We start from the raw sequence: 15,802 nt of genomic DNA, 5'->3' as shown, positions 1-15,802 counted from the left end.
GCGCTGGCCTGGAATGCGCGTAACGAGCTGCAGGCGGTGACGCCGGTGGTGCGTGACGGAGACAGGGATGACCGGGAGAGCTACCGCTACGGTGCGCAGAGTCAGCGGGTGCTGAAGGTGAGCGTGCAGAAGACGGGCAGCGGCGTGCAGACGCGGCGGGTGGTGTACCTGCCGGGGCTGGAGCTGCGCAGCACGCACCGCGGTGACGCGGAAACGGAGCGCCTGCAGGTGATGACGGCGGGCGAGGCGGGGCGTGCGCAGGTGCGGGTGCTGCACTGGACGTCAGGCAGGCCGGACGGCATCAGCAACGACCAGGTGCGCTACAGCCACGATAACCTGACGGGGAGCAGCGGGCTGGAGGTGGACGGTGACGGCAGGGTCATCAGCATGGAGGAGTACTACCCGTACGGGGGGACGGCCATCCTGACGGCGCGCAGCGCGGCGGAGGCGGACTACAGAACCGTGCGCTACTCGGGGAAGGAGCGTGACGCGACGGGGCTGTACTACTACGGGTACCGGTACTGCCAGCCGTGGTCGGGGCGGTGGCTCTCCGCGGACCCGGCGGGGACGGTGGACGGCCTGAACCTGTTCCGGATGTGCCGCAATAATCCTGTTGCGTTTATTGATAGTAATGGTCTTAATTCAGAATTGTTATATTCTCAGGCATTCAAACGGACGGCGAAGAAATATAACGTAATTATCGGTGTAAGGGCGCCGAATCCATTAGGTGAAACTTTATTAAAAGAAGGATTCCCATCAAAAAATTTCCATATGAAGGCAAAATCCAGTCCAACAGGACCAACCGCAGGTTTTATTGCAGAAGATCCGATTTACTCTAAGGTTTCGCCTTCTGCATATAAAAAACAGAAAGCATCAATTGATAAAGCAAAAGCTTTGGGCTCGGAATCTATATCTTTAGCCATCAGCAAATCACGAGTTAATGAGTTAATTGATGCTGGGAATTTAAAATCTTTAGGCAGAAATCGTTATTCAGCGAAGTATCCGAGCGGCACTCAAGAGTTTGAGATTGAAAATAATGGCAGAGTTTTAAATTCAGATGGGGAACCTGTAAAAGTAATGACTAATCCACCGGAAATTGGAGGAGAAAAAATCAATAGCTTACCCATAACAGCCGATTACGATTTATTTGCAATTATACCAAGCAACAATCAGTCCTATAATGAAAGACCCCTGACAGTGCCTCAAAGATTGTTGGCTAGTAATTTTTCTCTGCCTTTCACAAGTCCAAAAGGGAAAAGTGGCATGAGTGAAGATGTAAACATGGGGAATCTTCATCACTTTGGGAAAGTGATTATCGGCAATTTAAATAAAGAGATTAACGCAGAGGGATATGCTGGCGGTAAATTGGTCTGGCATAACGATGAAACAGGCAATCCATTTAGCCCTGGGTTTGATGAGAATGATAAACCAATTTTCTTCCTCCCATCAGGAGAGACATTTCAGGCGAAAAATAAAAGTGAACTGCTTGACTTCTATTCCAGGTTGCGGGGAAGTGGATACGCTCCAGAGTATAGTCCGATTTTTGGTTTTTAAGTTACAGTTAAGTATAATTAACCGAAGGATAGTTACATTAATAATGTATCTATCCTAAAAACCAATTCTTTTTAAAGAAAAATAATCATGTCAATTGACACCCCACCACTCTCAAAGAATTATCATCTGTGATAGTAATGGAGTATCCTCATTGATATAACAGTCTTTTTTGAGTAAACCAAAAATAGTCAATCCGGAGAGACAGTTTTTCTGTCTCATTTGGGGTGTTTTTGCCTCATCCTGGCGTTACGTTTTCATCATCCAGAGTTAAACGAGACAGTTTTTATCATTATGGCACTTTACGGCTATGCCCGTGTTTCAACCAGCGACCAGGCTCTGCCCCTGCAGACACAAATTCTCCGTGCTGCCGGTTGTGAAATCATTCGTGAAGAAAAAGCCAGCGGAAGCAGTCGGACCGGAAGGAGCCAGTTGCAGTAGCTGCTTCCTGAGTTCCTGCGCCCCGGTGATACGCTGATGGTGACCCGCGTGGATCGCCTGGCCCGCAGCATTAAGGACCTTCAGGATATCGTGTCAGGGCGTAACGCTCAGGGCAACAGAACAGCCTGTGGACACGCGTTCAGCAGGTAAAGCCTTCCTCGATATGCTGGGTGTTTTCGCTGAGTTTGAAACAAACCTTCGCCGGGAGCGCCAGATGGAAGGCAATGCCGCGGCGAAGGCTCGGGTCGTATACCAGGGAAGGAAACCTTCCCTAGATCCTGCAGAGGTCTGGCACCTGTATACCACTGAGAAGATGGGAGCCACGGCCATCGCCCGCCTGCTCGGGATCGGGAGGGCGTCAGTCTACCGGGCGCTGGAAAATTATGAGCAGCCGTCGTAGCACTATCCCGGCTGATACCCTGTTGCAGCTGCGGTAACAGCTCGATCGTCTGGCGCCAAAAAGCCCTGAACGTGCCACTCAGATTGCCGCGACCGCTCAGTTGTATGGTATTTCGGTCATGACGGTTTATCGCGCTTTTCACCTTGTCCTCAGACCACGGACGGCCCACCGCAGCGATCATGGCCAACCCAAGGTGCTGCCAACGTCCGAACTCGAGTATTACTGTGAACTGATTGCCGCGCTGAAATTACGAACCACTAATAAATCCGGCCGCCATCTGTCGACCGGGTGGTCAATACAGTTGCTGGAAGAGTATGGCATGGAGACGGTTCAGGAATTGATAAAAAGTCCCAGGGGCTTGCTTCGTAAGCAAACCGTCAACCGCTGGCTTTCCCGCTGGCGTCTCGACAGCTCCACCTGTTACGGGAACCACTGGCGGTAAGATTTCAGGCAGAAAGCAGCAATGACTGCTGGCAGTTTGATATGTCACCATCCGATCTCAAACATATTGAACGGCCTGACTGGGTTGACCCTATCAGATACTGGTTTTTCCAGTGATGAATATGGCCCCGTCACCGAGGCTGACAGGCAGCCTTATCTGGATCTGGAGCATAATGATTTACTTAACGACAATTACATTATTAACGTGCCGGAGTCGGAGGATTTGACGCTGAAAAGCGTCATTGACATTGACCTGGATGAAATGCGGGTCATTAATGCCTCTCAGACAGAAATGTACCTCAGAACGATGGGGTTAGGTCCGTGTATTGCGATTGGTGGAATAGGGCATACTCAGGATAAGCAGATAATACTGGGGTTAATGCACTTTACAGGCCTTGAGGAACCCGATGTCGTCATGAGTGCCCTTGATGATGCGATGAGAGAGGCGGGGGCAGAACATACTGGATATATTATGGTTGGCGGAAACATTGCACCCGGCGGGGAAGATAACGGCAGCCTGATTGCAGAGAGAAGTTTATTAAGCTTACGGGAGACGTACGATATCCGCAGCGTCCGCTTGCATACTTCTGAGGGCGAGCTTGATCCCATAACAGGAGAAAGTACAGCCGTTGATGCCGTCCTGACGACAACACACATGCTGTTCAGGAAAGCAGCACTCTATTAATAGTTATACGGATACCGATGTCATGGACAGCCTGTTTTCGGCGCCGGTGGCAGTGTGGCCGCTTCAGAATCAGACTGTTCACAGGATCGTTCAGCAGTCAGGAGATAATCCGAGACAAATCGCTGCCATGGCTGAGGCCGCCCGTAATAATATCCCTGCAGCAAATGAACACCTTTTTTACGCAGAAGACGCGCCTGCTCCTCCGTTTCAACACCTTCAGCAACCAGCTGGAGGCTGAGGCGCTGGCTCAGATCCACAATGTTGTCTATCACATTTTCTGAAGGCGCATGCTGAACCATTCTGGAAATGAAAGAGCGATCTATTTTGAGCGTATCAACCCGGAACGCCTGCAGATAACTCAGGCCGGAATGTCCGGTTCCAAAATCATCAATGGCTATAATGACACCTGCCATCTGTAAATCAGTAATCTGAGCCAGGGTCTGGGTATTCAGCTGCAGGGGTTCCCTCTCCGTTAATTCCAGAACCAGCGTAATGGCACGATGGGACAATGACTGAAGGAATGACCGGCAATGGGCTGAAAATGCAGGTTCGGTAATATGCTGAGGACTGACGTTGATCCCGATATGAAACCCTTCTGGCAATAACATTCCAGCCGACCGAAGTGTCCTCGCCACATCCTGCATCAGACTCGTCGTAACAGGAACAATCATTCCTGAGGACTCGGCCTGGGGGATAAAGCAGTCGGGGAAAATGATACCGTCCCGGGGGTGATGCCAGCGAATCAGTACCTCAGCACCGATGCATCGTTCAGTATCAGATTCAAAAATCGGTTGAAAATAAGGGATAAACTCATGCCGTTCCAGTGCTCTTTGTATCTCATCCCGTAAAGAGTGCGGGCGAGTCGATAACCACTTCGTCAGAAACGCCACACCGCAAGACAACAGAAAAAGACAAATCAGCATTCTTATGTTCAGACGCAAGAATTCATGCCAGAATTTTTCTGTGGAATAGCTGCTCTGGACGGAAATCGGGTAGTGCCCGGAAGGCCATATCAGGGAGAAACGTTCAGAACGAGGAACGAAATGGGTCAGTAATTTGCCTTGTCTGCTGAGAGCCGTCCCCCCGACAATCAACAGAAGATCAATATCTTTATCCTGTAAGGTCATTGCCCGGACCAGGTATTGTGCATCAACACCGACAAGTGCACTTGTCGTATTCCCGTTTTGACGCAACACCAGTAGCGGGCGATGGGTATTGAGAGAGTTGCCCTCCATAAGCAATAACCGCTGTGAGACATACTCAGAGGATATATCGGGGAAGTTCACGTCGCCATACAGAGTAGAACAGTAAATAGTTCCGTTACGCACCAGGCTTACCGAACGAACATAGAGTCCCAGAGCTACGAACTGGCGAAGCGTGTTGACGTTACTGGCACAATGCAGAGGCTGGATCTGCAGGGACTGGAGTGCAACCGTACTGGCAGAGTGCAGGATTTCTTCCAGTGTTCCCATAGCCTGCTTTGTGGTCGACAGGATTCTGTTATGAAGGGATAAGACGAAATCGTAGTACATCGTTCCGGCGCCAGCAAAGAAAATACCGGTACCAACAAGGATGGAAAAGAAATACTGGCGTCCTGATCTGAAAGACATAGATACCCTGAATAGCCTGTGGCAGGCAATGACATGAATTATCTTTACTGCGGGTCAGTATAGCAGCGCAGGCTATGCGAATCCTGCCCTGCTAATGACGGCGCCATTTCAGCAGGACAGGCCGTTATTGTGCGTTAATCCAGGACTGGGAGACGGCTGGGGAGTCCACCATGACGTAGTCAGCACCCAGACGAACAGCTTCCTCATAGTCCTCGCGGGTATTTATTCCAATAAGCATGACCTTTGCGTCACCTCCCTGTCTGATACAGTCCATCGCTTCCTGGTCCCAGACCAGTTGTGAATGTGAACGCCCTTCACCAAGCGTGAACTTTTCGATGACTTCGACATTTCGGCGAAGCTCAAATGCGTGCAAAACAGGCTGAGGTTGTAAACGACGTTCTTCGCTCTCGATCTGACAGGTATGTGTCATTGTCACCAGGGCCAGGGCCCCCCGGGTAGTATCACGACTGTTGAATCGGGCAAGCTCAGGTGGGAGTGCATCGAGAAACTTTTTTTCGGTTGAATAAAATACCACGCGTTGCTGGTCGTTTGCGTCAATAGTGACCTGTTTCAGTGCCCTGGCCATATCCCGGGGATCTGCATCCGGTGATTTAATATCAATAAAAAATGTTTGTCCCGGGAAGAGACGCAATGCCTGAGAAAGCGTCGGAATGGTCAGCCCCTTGTTGCGATAAGGAAAATCACCCTTTGGGCCAGCAAACTGATATCCGGCATCCAGGCGGGTCAGTTCCTTGTGCGTGTATTGTGAAATGCGTCCTTTACCATCGGTCAATGCCTGCAAATCTGACGGGCGGTACAATACAGGGATCATGTCTTTAGAGAGCTGGACTGAGATCCAGATAGTATCGGTGACATTAGTAGCCAGGGATATTGCGGTCAGCGTATTTTCAGGGGCATCAGCGGTACCTGCGCGATGGGCAACAATTTCGGGAGCCGCTTTCACTGGCGGAAGTTGTAATAAGAATATTGTCAGCCCGAAAATTAAGCTTGTTGTTTTTGCATTCATTAATTGTCATCCATAATAGTTGACCCCTTCACGCGGGGTGACCTGGGTTTATGCACTTATGACAGGAAGTCATGTGATATTACAGCGAATTAACGTTCGTTTTCGTCTTAAAAAAATCTCCCCTGTAAAATAATTTTAAGGTAACGTCGGTTAGTATGTCTGTTAGTGAGTGAGTTGAAACTACTGGCCTTTAATTTTCTCAAGGCCGTATTTTTATAGCCACTCACCGTGTTGGTACTTAGCATCAGAGTTTCAGCGATAACATTGACTGAGTCACCATTAAGTAAATGACCCAGCACCTGCTTTTCCCGCTGTAACAATTTTGGCGAGTATGGCACAGCCCCATCTTTCCCTTTAGCGAGGCACTCCTCGATTTCAGTTAATGACGCATTAGCAGGCAGGATTTCCAGATTAATATCTCCAAGATCTATCAGTGCCTGCAGCAGTAGCGAACCGGGTCCATCCAGAAATACCGATACTCTGACATCACAGGAACGTCTGAGGAAAACTGAACGAATGAATTTCCATAAAGAGGGTATCGACTGGTAACCACCCGGTGGGCTGATGATCACCCACTGCACATGGCTGTAATCCTGGTGGACATAAAAATCCTGTGCCTGTTCGATACAGGTAAGCGGAAACTGTAAATTCAGCAATTCCACTAATCCTGCCCTGGTAAAATTACAGGGCGAGATGAGAAGAATATTCATTGGCAAAAGGTTATTAGTGGCACCAGATTCGATCATATTCAGGCTTCTTTTATTCAGGAGAACTGATGGAGTGCTTACCATAACAGCCTCCGTATTAAATAATATGTGCGTAACCAGCTATCGCACCATGAAAGACATCAGTGCAAAGAGTAGCATGTCGGGTTTCATCAATCAGATATCTATGCTTGACCTGTCACCTCCATATACAATCATTATTAACGGTTGAGAATCAAATTAAAATATCTTAAATTTTTACTATTCATACGAAACAGTGTGTTAACATCATCTTTAAAGGATATGCTCTTTTTGGCTCCGTACTTCAATAGCGCACCTGCGTCAGATTAATACCATTAAATGTAGCTCCTGTTTACGCTTTTTTTATCCCTTACGACATGCCCGCGATGGCAAGAAACTTCGTCTGCTGTGAACAGGTCTGAATGAGCCTGTTATCCATCAGGAAAACATATTCGTTGTTCTGACAAACATAAGGAGTATCTGCAAAGTACTTCTGTTTATGTCTGGTTATTACCGGATTGTGGTATTAATTTTGTAACAGCCGGTGTGTTATCAAAACGTAAGAGAACATGGGTACCTTGTTCGGAGCTGGATACCTCAACAGTATTGATAACCCGGCTTTTTTTATGAATTAGCTCTTTTATGATGGCACGGTTTGCTGCGGGTATTGAACAATAGTAAAGAACACAGGACAAAATGACAGGTACGATTATCATAATTTTCAGGAACCCCGGCTTAAGAAAATAGGTAAAGAAAGCAGCAGGTTCAGCCTGCGAAGGGGTTAAGGAATGTGATCTCACATCACTGGTAGTCTGTACTGAATGACTTTCATCTGGAATAAACCGGTAACCCTGCCGCAGAACGGTATGTATGGCCGTATCCAGACCACAAAATCTCAGCGTACGCCGTAGCTTGCTAACCAGCTGTAATATATTGGTATCTGTCACACTATGATGTCTTTCAGGCCAGACCCGGGGAATGATTTCTTCGCGGGTAACGACATCTTCGGTGACTGATTTTTCAACCAGCAGTACAAGTAACCTCTTTTCCTTCTCAGTGATGCTGTATGGGGTGGCGTTACAAAAAAGTTTATTCGCCTCAGTATTTAATTGGATTTCACTGGTGATGATTAACATTTTACTAGGAATCTCCTTAGCCTGTGGAAATAGATATTTTTCATCATAAACTAAGTCTTGTAATAACCACAGAGATATTAATAATGATTCATGTAATGTAAGCGGATAGGATATGTAAATTTAGCGCAAATAAAATTAATTCCGGGTGATATAGGTATTGCGGGAGTAATAATAACGAAGGTTTGGACGCTAAAGCTGAACGCTGAGTCATCATCCCAAAAGGCCGCGGTGATGTCCGCAGTAAATATAATGATTCACAAGGCTATAAGATGAGAAAGGCACGAGCTTCGGCCCTGTTCAAGAACCTTAAAAATTTCTCATTCAGGGAGATACCGGCAGTCAAAATGTTTCAGGAGAACTCGTTTAAAAAATCCCGACGAGTCACGAGATGACGTTGATACAGGGTCAGGGGGGAAATGAGTCTTTCCTGTTAGCATTCTCATTAGCCCTAGCCTGCGTGGGATAATGTGTCAAATGTGCCACTATAACGCCATAGCGCTTGTGTAGTACGTCATACCTTCTTTCGTACAGATTCTGACCAAAATGATAACGTTTGATTATAAATTGTCAAAGCGTTACCGGCCTGACGACAGATGTCAGCAATCAGGATTACTCTCCATGCCAATGGAGAGGTTGACCCATTATCACCTGGCAAGGGATCGCATAAGCTGGATACATCAGGAATTATCATATATTTGTTCTGTACTGCAAGACAGGAATGAATTATCAAAAAAGGGCAGGGTATATAAAAAGTTAATGGTGTTCTAAAAAATATAAAGCCTGAATCTGACGAATTCAACACAAATACCAGTAAGGCTCAGTTCAGGAAAACGTGAATTGTGTACAAGACATGTTTTTCCGGATCATCGTTAAGTGAGCCGGGTTATCTCTACGGGATCCGGACCTCTGACTCTTCAGGCATGTAAAAGTGCTATCCCGGTACTCAACAGTATCACGAAATGAAGGATATAATCGGAAAGAAACTTATGCATACTACCTATCTGATCGGTTCCTTACTGGAAATTAATCATCAATCTAGAGCACTGATTCACCGTGGTAACAAAAATGAAGTTTCCTTGCCTACCTCTGGTTGCTTTTGCTTGCAGGCTTTAGCTGAACGTGGTGGCAGCACTCTGTCTCTCACAGAACTCATGGAGATTGGCTGGGGGCATTCCGGCGTTGTAGTCACAGAAAATAGTATACGAGTGATGATTAACAAGATACGTAAAGCAATCACTTCTCTCGGCATGCAGCGCGATATCATCCTGTTAACCGTCCCTCGCTGCGGTTATAGACTACTGGTAACTAATACATTACAACCAGGATTACTACCTGGAACAGGAAAAAATACCGATAAACTTACGGCATCAACGGCATCAACGGCATCAACGGCATCAACGGCATCAACGGCATCAATAGTAGTTGGCAGGGACAGGTTTAACTGGTCAGTCTTCTCCTCAGATATGCTCACGAGTACGCTTAAGCATATATCCGGCCGGATGGTTGTGTTGGGTTGCAGTCTGCTGGTTATGATATCCATTGCTTGTACAAACTGGACTATAATGTCCAGCTTTAATAATAAAAATGGTATGCAAAATGATGAATGGTCTCTTCCAGTACACGATACTGATACTAAAGCATCTCATTTATTTAAGAGCGCAGGATATTATCCCCCCCTTGGTGAGACGCGATTCAGATGGATAAGAGATAATTCTCCGCTCGATAAGTTGAGGCATAACATCACAAGCATGTTATGCAGCGTATGGTAAAATGCTTTCGTATTGCCAGAGAACTAGCCTGAACGGAACCCCTTGAGTACCTCATTGACGAGGAAATATATCCCGGCCCAGTCATCGGCAACTCCGATGCTGAAAACAGAGAGGCTCTTGCAAAAGGGGTAAGTACGCTACAATATCCTTGCACTACAGCGTCAATGGGAGTGCCTGGCGATCCAATTGAAGGCGTTCCGGTTGTTAATGCATCAATTTTGCAGGAGATCCCGTTGATTAATCGGAATCCGAACGTAATCATGATGGCGGAAAAACTAGCCGCGCAAATCCGGGCAGGGTACGAAATCATCACTACCATCGCTCTGAACAGATATAGTGGTTGTTGACTTCAACTTAATGAGACAGCTCACATCGGCTAAACGTCCCCGATTTTGCCCAGCATAACCGGGCCTGGCGATACAGTTAAAGCCAATGACCACTACCTTTCCGGCATGAACTATCTGCAATATTGTGAACTGGTATTTACTTAAAATACAATCGACTTTAATTCTCAGGTGCTTTTATGACCCGGACAACTATAAACATTGCTATTGTTGAAGATGAACCTTTCAGTCGTCAGGCAATACAGAGCATTTTGAGCCGCTTTCCATATCACCCCACAGAAACGGGGCAGCTGCTTTTCTGCAGCGAGTTTACCCTCAACATTTCCGGAAGTGTCAGTAAATCGTCGGAGCTTCTGTCATTAATCAGAAGCGATGTCAATATTGATGTTCTGCTGCTGGATTATTCACTTGTCGTTATGAATACCAATGAAGATGAAGGTGAAGACCTGATTCAGGAATATGATGGTGTGACACTTATAAAACGCATACTTAACATACGCCCGGAACTGAAAATACTTGTTCATACAGCACATAAAAGCCTGATCATTGCCAGGAATGCGTGGAAATGCGGTGCATGGGGATTTGTTCAAAAATGCGGAGACATGCAGGAACTCTTCTTTGCAATCGATCGTGTAAGTAAAGGGAAAAAATTTTTCCCGATTGAAGTCGCTGAACTGCCAGAACAAAGCACACAATATAGACTTTCATCAAGAGAGACTGAGGTTCTGAGGCTTCTCCTTAATGGGCTTAATCAGAATGCAATTGCCGCTCATTTAAATATCAGTTTTAAAACAGTATCGAATGCTAAGATCAGGGCTTTCAGAAAACTAGGACTTAAGTCTAATGCGGAGTTGTTTCGGTATGCAAATGAAATTATCATTTAGCGTTATTATGATGGTCGTGTTCTTTTTTGGATCTGCTTCATACTCGCTTTCAGCACAAAAAGTCCAGTTCACGCCAGAAGAAATGGCTTACATAAAAAAACACCCGGTTATAAAATATGGGATATTTCCCAAATTCTATCCAATAGAAACCATAAACGAACTTGGTGAACATATTGGATTAACAAGAGATTATATCAGCCTTATATGTGACGCGACAGGAATGCGTTTCGAACTGGTCCCCAGCATCAGCGGCAATGAATCGTTCAAAAACCTCAAAGAAGGGAAAGTTTCGCTTCTTACCTCCACCTCTGCATCATTTGCCGAACAGAATGGTCTTGCCCGCAGTGTTCCCGTTTACTCGACATGGCCTGTTACTGTCACCCGTAAAGCTACTCGGCATGTCACAACTCCCGATGATATTCAGGAGGGGACGGTTTCAATTACGGATTATCTTTCTCTAATTCAATGGTTCACTGAAAAATACCCTCAGGTAGATTTCACAATAAGTTCTTCACCGGAGAAAACAATAGATAACCTTATCCGCGGGAATTCTGTAGCGGCAGTGGTACTTTCTCCAACGGCTTTTTATTATATGAACATGGTTTATCCTGATCAGCTAAAAATTTCCCGTCCCTACACCGAAAAAATACCTCTTGTAATGAGTGCCAATCCAGAAGACAGGGTTTTGATCGAGATTATTAATAAAGTACTAAATTCTTTGACGCCAACACAGCACGGGAATCTTATAGAAAAATGGATTGTATCCGGTGAAAATAAACCAGGTAACACGTGGGGCAGTTCTGGTATATACATATCACTGTCAGGTTTTTTATTAATCCTTTTAATTGTCACTCTCTGTTATTACTGGAAAGCCAGAAAAAATTTGCTAAGGCAGCACACACAAAGAAATCTGGAACTTTCAGTCATATCTCATGAACTCCGAACGCCACTGATCGGGATTTTGACTGCAACCGAGGGACTGCTCAGCAGCCCTTTATCTCTTAATCATAAAGACAGATTATTAAATATTATTAATGTCACGCGGGCAATGTTAGAAAACCTCGATTTGTCTCTGGATTATGCCAGAATCAGTTCCGGGGCGGTCAGACTCAATCATCAGCCTCATTTACTGTCATCTCTCTGCGACACCAGTATTAAATTATTCGTCGATTTTGCAGAAACTCATGAAACAACGCTACAGGTGCGGTATCTTTCAGACAAAGCTTTTCAGCCTCATCTTGTCGATGGAGCATTGCTCTCTCAGGCGATTAACAATGTCGTCAGCAATGCGATAAAGCACACCAGTGGAGGGCTTGTTTTAATGGAGTGTTCTCAGGTTCAGGTGGATGGAAAAAGCATGTTTTGCATTGAAATCATCGATACAGGAACAGGCATTCCCGAGAAGGCACTCCGGCGTCTGGCGGAGCCTTTTGTCCAGTTCGATGAGGATGTACCAGGGCCCCATGAGCGCCCTAAGGGATCCGGACTCGGCCTGTTTGTCTCAAAACAGAATATGCAGTTATTAGGAGGGCATCTTGTCCTTAACAGCAAACCGGGTATTGGTTCACGCGTTAAGCTTGTTTTTCCTGTCATTCCAGGACATTTACAGACTGAAAAATTTCTTCCAGCACATATCCAGCTCAGGCTGAACTCCACTGACTCAGCTCCTGTCAGTGAACTAATATCCGTATTAGAAAACAGTCATATCTCATACCATATTGCAGAATGTCCTTCTACAACGAAACCGGAATATGACTCCACATTGTTAATCAGCTTTGAACGACAGAAGAAACAGTGGCTACTGTATAATAGCAATAATGAGTGCATCACATTAAATTGCCCTCTGTATGCATCAGACGTCTATAGCGCCGTGGTTGAATTAAGTTGCCACCGTAGTGAGGCCGTTAGCTGTAGTGATGCCGGGCCTTCAGTTGAAGATATCTGTGTTTTCCCGGTTATTTCTCGTCGCGTTCTTCTGATCGATGATGAGCCACTGCTGCTTGAGGTCCAGCAAGAACTCTTTATTGATATGGGCTATGCCGTTGATGCAGTTTGTGAAGCTCAACAGGCATATCACCGCTGGCTACAGCATCGACATGAGATCATCATCACAGACTGTCGGCTAGATGAGAGCGATGGATTCGAGCTGGTTCGCCATTTAAGAAAGCTGATGCAGAATTCCTCTTCTGATGTGTTGGTTATTGGCCAGTCTGCAGCACTAAGAGACGATGATATCCGGTTAGCCAGGGAGGTGGGCATGGATTTTCTACTGCAGAAACCCATTGCACGTGAACAATGGCAGCAGCTGATTCAGGATTATTTCTCTGATAAGGACCTTAACATTGTCTGATCCCTCTTTTTTTCAACGTTTTTATGTTGCTCTGGAAGCTTATCTGCAGCAGGCAGAAACAGAAGTGAGAAACGGCAATCTGTCTGCTGCTTGTAAAATTGCGCATAAAATGCTTGGATTGTGCCAACTTTTCGGAACAGCGGAACAAACCGCACTGTGCGAGCAAGCAGAAAATTCTCAGTCATTACCAAATCTTAGAATGATTCTGGGTGATTTAAGAAAAATGCTTACTGATAATAAATCTGACCGTCAGTAACCGCTGCCCGGAGGGGGTCAGGCCGGATATTCGTTAGTAAAATTACGAATATCCCATTCCATCGACTTTTCAGATAGTTGCTTCTCTCATCACTTGATCAAACATGCCACTGATGCTTTTTAATGACTGACGCCGTTATTATTTCTGAGGCGCCGATCACTGCCGTTTAATATCCTACATCACGATCTTTCAATCTATTAATGGGAATCAGAGTTTATCCTTCGCATGTATTATCCATAACATCGACTCAGATATGATATAAATCATACTGATTCTGCAGGAATCGTTATTTTTTAATGGAATGGTGATGTAAATATACATTCTGATTTTACACATAATGAAAACACACTCTTGAATATTAAGTTCAATTACCCTTCGTTCACCATGTTTTACATTTACAGGAATAAAATCCATGTAAACTAAAACCAACAAATAAGGATTCAAAATGCCATTCAGAGAGCCTGGCGAGGCAAACATTATAACATGGCTTATTATAGGTGCCTTTTCAACATGGGGGGGATTAGTCAGATATATTATGGACACGCAAAACAAACAGACAAAATGGAGCTGGATGGGGATTATCTGCCAGCTGATCGTCTCAGGTTTTACCGGTCTGACCGGTGGCCTGTTAAGCTTTGAAACCGGAGCAAGTTCTTATATGACATTCATTGTTGCAGGATTATTTGGCACGATGGGAAGTACAGCTCTTAGTTATTTATGGCAACGTATTTTCCCCGGGAGAAATTTACCATGAACATTCACATGAATAAATTTACATTTAGTCGTATCAGCGAGCAAAACTTGCGGGGAATTCATCCCGATCTGAGCCGTGTTGTTTATCGTGCACTACAACTTTCCGCCATCGACTTCAGAGTCATCGAAGGTGTTCGCTCAGCCGAGCGACAGCGACAGCTGGTGCGCAATGGAAGTAGCAAAACCCTTAACAGCAGACATCTGACCGGACATGCAGTCGATCTGGCACCCTGGGTACATCACACTATCCCCTGGAATGAATGGCATTGTTTTGAAACCGTTGCGGAAGCAATGAAAGCTGCGGCAAAAGAGTTTCAGGTTCCTCTGGTATGGGGGGGGGACTGGAAAATGCGTGATGGCCCGCATTTTGAACTGAGCAGGGAGGCGTATCCGGTATGATAAAAAATGTTTTATATACAGGCTTAATTTCCCTGTTACTGGGCGCCATGTTTTGGGGTTACAAAACCAGCCACGCTCTTGTCAGTTTAACTGCAGAAAATCGTCGGCTGGAAAATGAACTTTCAGCTTTGCGCGAAAATTCTCGCCGTCTTCATTCTCAGTCCTGGCAATTAATGGAGGATCTCTGGAGTGTCAATATACAAAAACGTGAAGAGGATAAGCACAGTGAAACTATCCTTAGGGCGTTACGTGAAGCGCAACGTGACAATGTCTGCGCTAATCAGCCTGTGCCTGATGCTGTTATCAGGATGCAGCAGGATGCCAGTACCGACTGAGAAAATGGTGGCGTCACCACCACCTTTGTTCTTACTGCAGCCCTGCGTATTACCTCCTTTTACCGTATCATACTGGGGGGATTATCCTCAGTATGTTGAACTTATGCGTGCGGCGATGAAGAAGTGTAATATGGAGAGAAGTGCATTTTTATCCTCTCCATCCATTGCGCCATGGTTGGCACGGGATAAAGGGGAGGCGGCGGGTATTTTATTTAATCGTGCATATGATACTGCTGATTGATTTAAGGAGTATCACTCACCTCGCGCGTGGGCTTTGATTTGCACCAAATCTAGCAATAAGCATACAGAATATTAATTCAGCCCTCCGGACACATCCTTTCCTGTTCTTCTTTATACCAAAAGCAGGCTCGTAATCTTGTCCCGGATGCTGCGCGGCTTGTTGCGCAAGGAAAAGCCTCCGGATCAGCGAGGATGAGAACGATCTGGCGCACCTGAGCTGATACGTCTCCCCGTCCGGAGGCCGGCCGCCCGCGCCGGCCTCCTTTCTTCTTCCCGCCCGCCTGCCGGGCTTTTTTTTTCATTTTTATCACCACCCGGAATATTTATCATGAGCTTCAGCCCTGCCTGCTTTCAGCACACCCCGACCCTGACGGTAAGTGATAACCGCGGCCTCGCCGTGCGCGCCGTCGCCTTCCTCCGCCACCCTGATACCCCGGACGTCTGCGGCCTGCGCAT

Annotated in this window: 15 protein-coding genes and 3 pseudogenes; 14 read left to right on the top strand and 4 right to left on the bottom strand. The window is 46.1% G+C overall.

Going from position 1 to position 15,802, the window contains the following annotated elements:
- From ABR39_RS00055 to xopAK, 6 genes and pseudogenes are all read left to right on the top strand, one after another.
- Nucleotides 1-1,195: pseudogene (locus tag ABR39_RS00055) on the top strand (RHS repeat-associated core domain-containing protein); the annotation flags it as partial.
- A 68-nt stretch (nucleotides 1,196-1,263) separates the two neighbouring features.
- The gene (locus ABR39_RS26320; protein WP_072059197.1) at nucleotides 1,264-1,554 is read left to right on the top strand and encodes a DNA gyrase; all 291 of its coding nucleotides are present in this window, start codon (nucleotides 1,264-1,266) and stop codon (nucleotides 1,552-1,554) included.
- 291 nt (nucleotides 1,555-1,845) lie between these two features.
- Nucleotides 1,846-2,176: pseudogene (locus tag ABR39_RS26355) on the top strand (recombinase family protein); the annotation flags it as partial.
- Nucleotides 2,156-2,392 (top strand): helix-turn-helix domain-containing protein, encoded by a 237-nt coding sequence (locus ABR39_RS26350; RefSeq protein WP_430748961.1) that lies wholly within the window; start codon nucleotides 2,156-2,158, stop codon nucleotides 2,390-2,392. The pseudogene ABR39_RS26355 and the gene ABR39_RS26350, both read left to right, overlap by 21 nt.
- A pseudogene (locus tag ABR39_RS26055) lies at nucleotides 2,376-2,932 on the top strand (IS481 family transposase); the annotation flags it as partial. The gene ABR39_RS26350 and the pseudogene ABR39_RS26055, both read left to right, overlap by 17 nt.
- The gene (gene xopAK, locus ABR39_RS00045; RefSeq protein ID WP_047345318.1) at nucleotides 2,856-3,518 is read left to right on the top strand and encodes a XopAK family type III secretion system effector; all 663 of its coding nucleotides are present in this window, start codon (nucleotides 2,856-2,858) and stop codon (nucleotides 3,516-3,518) included. The pseudogene ABR39_RS26055 and the gene xopAK, both read left to right, overlap by 77 nt.
- A gap of 20 nt (nucleotides 3,519-3,538) precedes the next feature.
- Here the strand turns inward: xopAK and ABR39_RS00040 are convergent, their stop codons facing one another.
- From ABR39_RS00040 to ABR39_RS24440, 4 genes are all read right to left on the bottom strand, one after another.
- On the bottom strand, nucleotides 3,539-5,128 hold the full coding sequence (locus ABR39_RS00040) for an EAL domain-containing protein (RefSeq protein WP_047345317.1): 1,590 nt from the start codon (nucleotides 5,126-5,128) through the stop codon (nucleotides 3,539-3,541).
- A gap of 124 nt (nucleotides 5,129-5,252) precedes the next feature.
- Nucleotides 5,253-6,155 carry a glycerophosphodiester phosphodiesterase family protein gene (locus ABR39_RS00035; protein WP_082132604.1) on the bottom strand — a complete coding sequence of 301 codons (903 nt, stop codon included), beginning with the start codon at nucleotides 6,153-6,155 and terminating at the stop codon, nucleotides 5,253-5,255.
- Nucleotides 6,156-6,262: 107 nt separating this feature from the next.
- Nucleotides 6,263-6,901, bottom strand: coding sequence for a helix-turn-helix transcriptional regulator (locus ABR39_RS00030; RefSeq protein WP_165587267.1), 639 nt, complete (start codon nucleotides 6,899-6,901; stop codon nucleotides 6,263-6,265).
- A 476-nt stretch (nucleotides 6,902-7,377) separates the two neighbouring features.
- A complete protein-coding gene (locus tag ABR39_RS24440; protein WP_072059195.1) occupies nucleotides 7,378-8,016 on the bottom strand; it encodes a winged helix-turn-helix domain-containing protein in 639 nt (212 codons plus the stop codon).
- Between the two features lie 959 nt (nucleotides 8,017-8,975).
- Here ABR39_RS24440 and ABR39_RS24435 point away from each other — a divergent pair.
- The 8 genes from ABR39_RS24435 to ABR39_RS25265 all read left to right on the top strand — a co-directional run bounded on the left by ABR39_RS24435 (nucleotide 8,976) and on the right by ABR39_RS25265 (nucleotide 15,347).
- Complete coding sequence (locus tag ABR39_RS24435) at nucleotides 8,976-9,785, top strand: winged helix-turn-helix domain-containing protein (RefSeq protein ID WP_072059194.1); 810 nt, start codon at nucleotides 8,976-8,978, stop codon at nucleotides 9,783-9,785.
- Between the two features lie 523 nt (nucleotides 9,786-10,308).
- Entirely contained in the window at nucleotides 10,309-11,013 is a 705-nt protein-coding gene (locus tag ABR39_RS00025) for a response regulator transcription factor (protein ID WP_047345315.1), read from the top strand.
- Complete coding sequence (locus tag ABR39_RS00020; protein WP_047345314.1) at nucleotides 10,991-13,363, top strand: ATP-binding protein; 2,373 nt, start codon at nucleotides 10,991-10,993, stop codon at nucleotides 13,361-13,363. Before ABR39_RS00025 ends, ABR39_RS00020 begins: the two co-directional genes overlap by 23 nt.
- On the top strand, nucleotides 13,356-13,619 hold the full coding sequence (locus ABR39_RS24430) for an Hpt domain-containing protein (RefSeq protein WP_072059193.1): 264 nt from the start codon (nucleotides 13,356-13,358) through the stop codon (nucleotides 13,617-13,619). The genes ABR39_RS00020 and ABR39_RS24430 overlap by 8 nt, the downstream gene beginning before the upstream one ends.
- A gap of 445 nt (nucleotides 13,620-14,064) precedes the next feature.
- The gene (locus ABR39_RS00015) at nucleotides 14,065-14,373 is read left to right on the top strand and encodes a phage holin family protein (protein WP_047345313.1); all 309 of its coding nucleotides are present in this window, start codon (nucleotides 14,065-14,067) and stop codon (nucleotides 14,371-14,373) included.
- An 8-nt stretch (nucleotides 14,374-14,381) separates the two neighbouring features.
- Nucleotides 14,382-14,771: a M15 family metallopeptidase gene (locus tag ABR39_RS00010; protein ID WP_047345320.1), complete on the top strand. Its 390-nt coding sequence runs from the start codon at nucleotides 14,382-14,384 to the stop codon at nucleotides 14,769-14,771.
- Nucleotides 14,768-15,106, top strand: a complete 339-nt coding sequence (locus ABR39_RS00005; RefSeq protein ID WP_047345312.1) for a DUF2570 domain-containing protein — start codon at nucleotides 14,768-14,770, stop codon at nucleotides 15,104-15,106. The genes ABR39_RS00010 and ABR39_RS00005 overlap by 4 nt, the downstream gene beginning before the upstream one ends.
- Nucleotides 15,090-15,347: a hypothetical protein gene (locus ABR39_RS25265; protein ID WP_082132603.1), complete on the top strand. Its 258-nt coding sequence runs from the start codon at nucleotides 15,090-15,092 to the stop codon at nucleotides 15,345-15,347. Before ABR39_RS00005 ends, ABR39_RS25265 begins: the two co-directional genes overlap by 17 nt.
- Nucleotides 15,348-15,802: the final 455 nt, after the last annotated feature.

The sequence above is a fragment of the Enterobacter genomosp. O genome (assembly GCF_001022965.1).
Classification (GTDB): domain Bacteria; phylum Pseudomonadota; class Gammaproteobacteria; order Enterobacterales; family Enterobacteriaceae; genus Enterobacter; species Enterobacter cloacae_L.
Note: the sequence above shows the minus strand (reverse complement) of the source record. Positions and strands in the feature narration are given on the sequence as shown.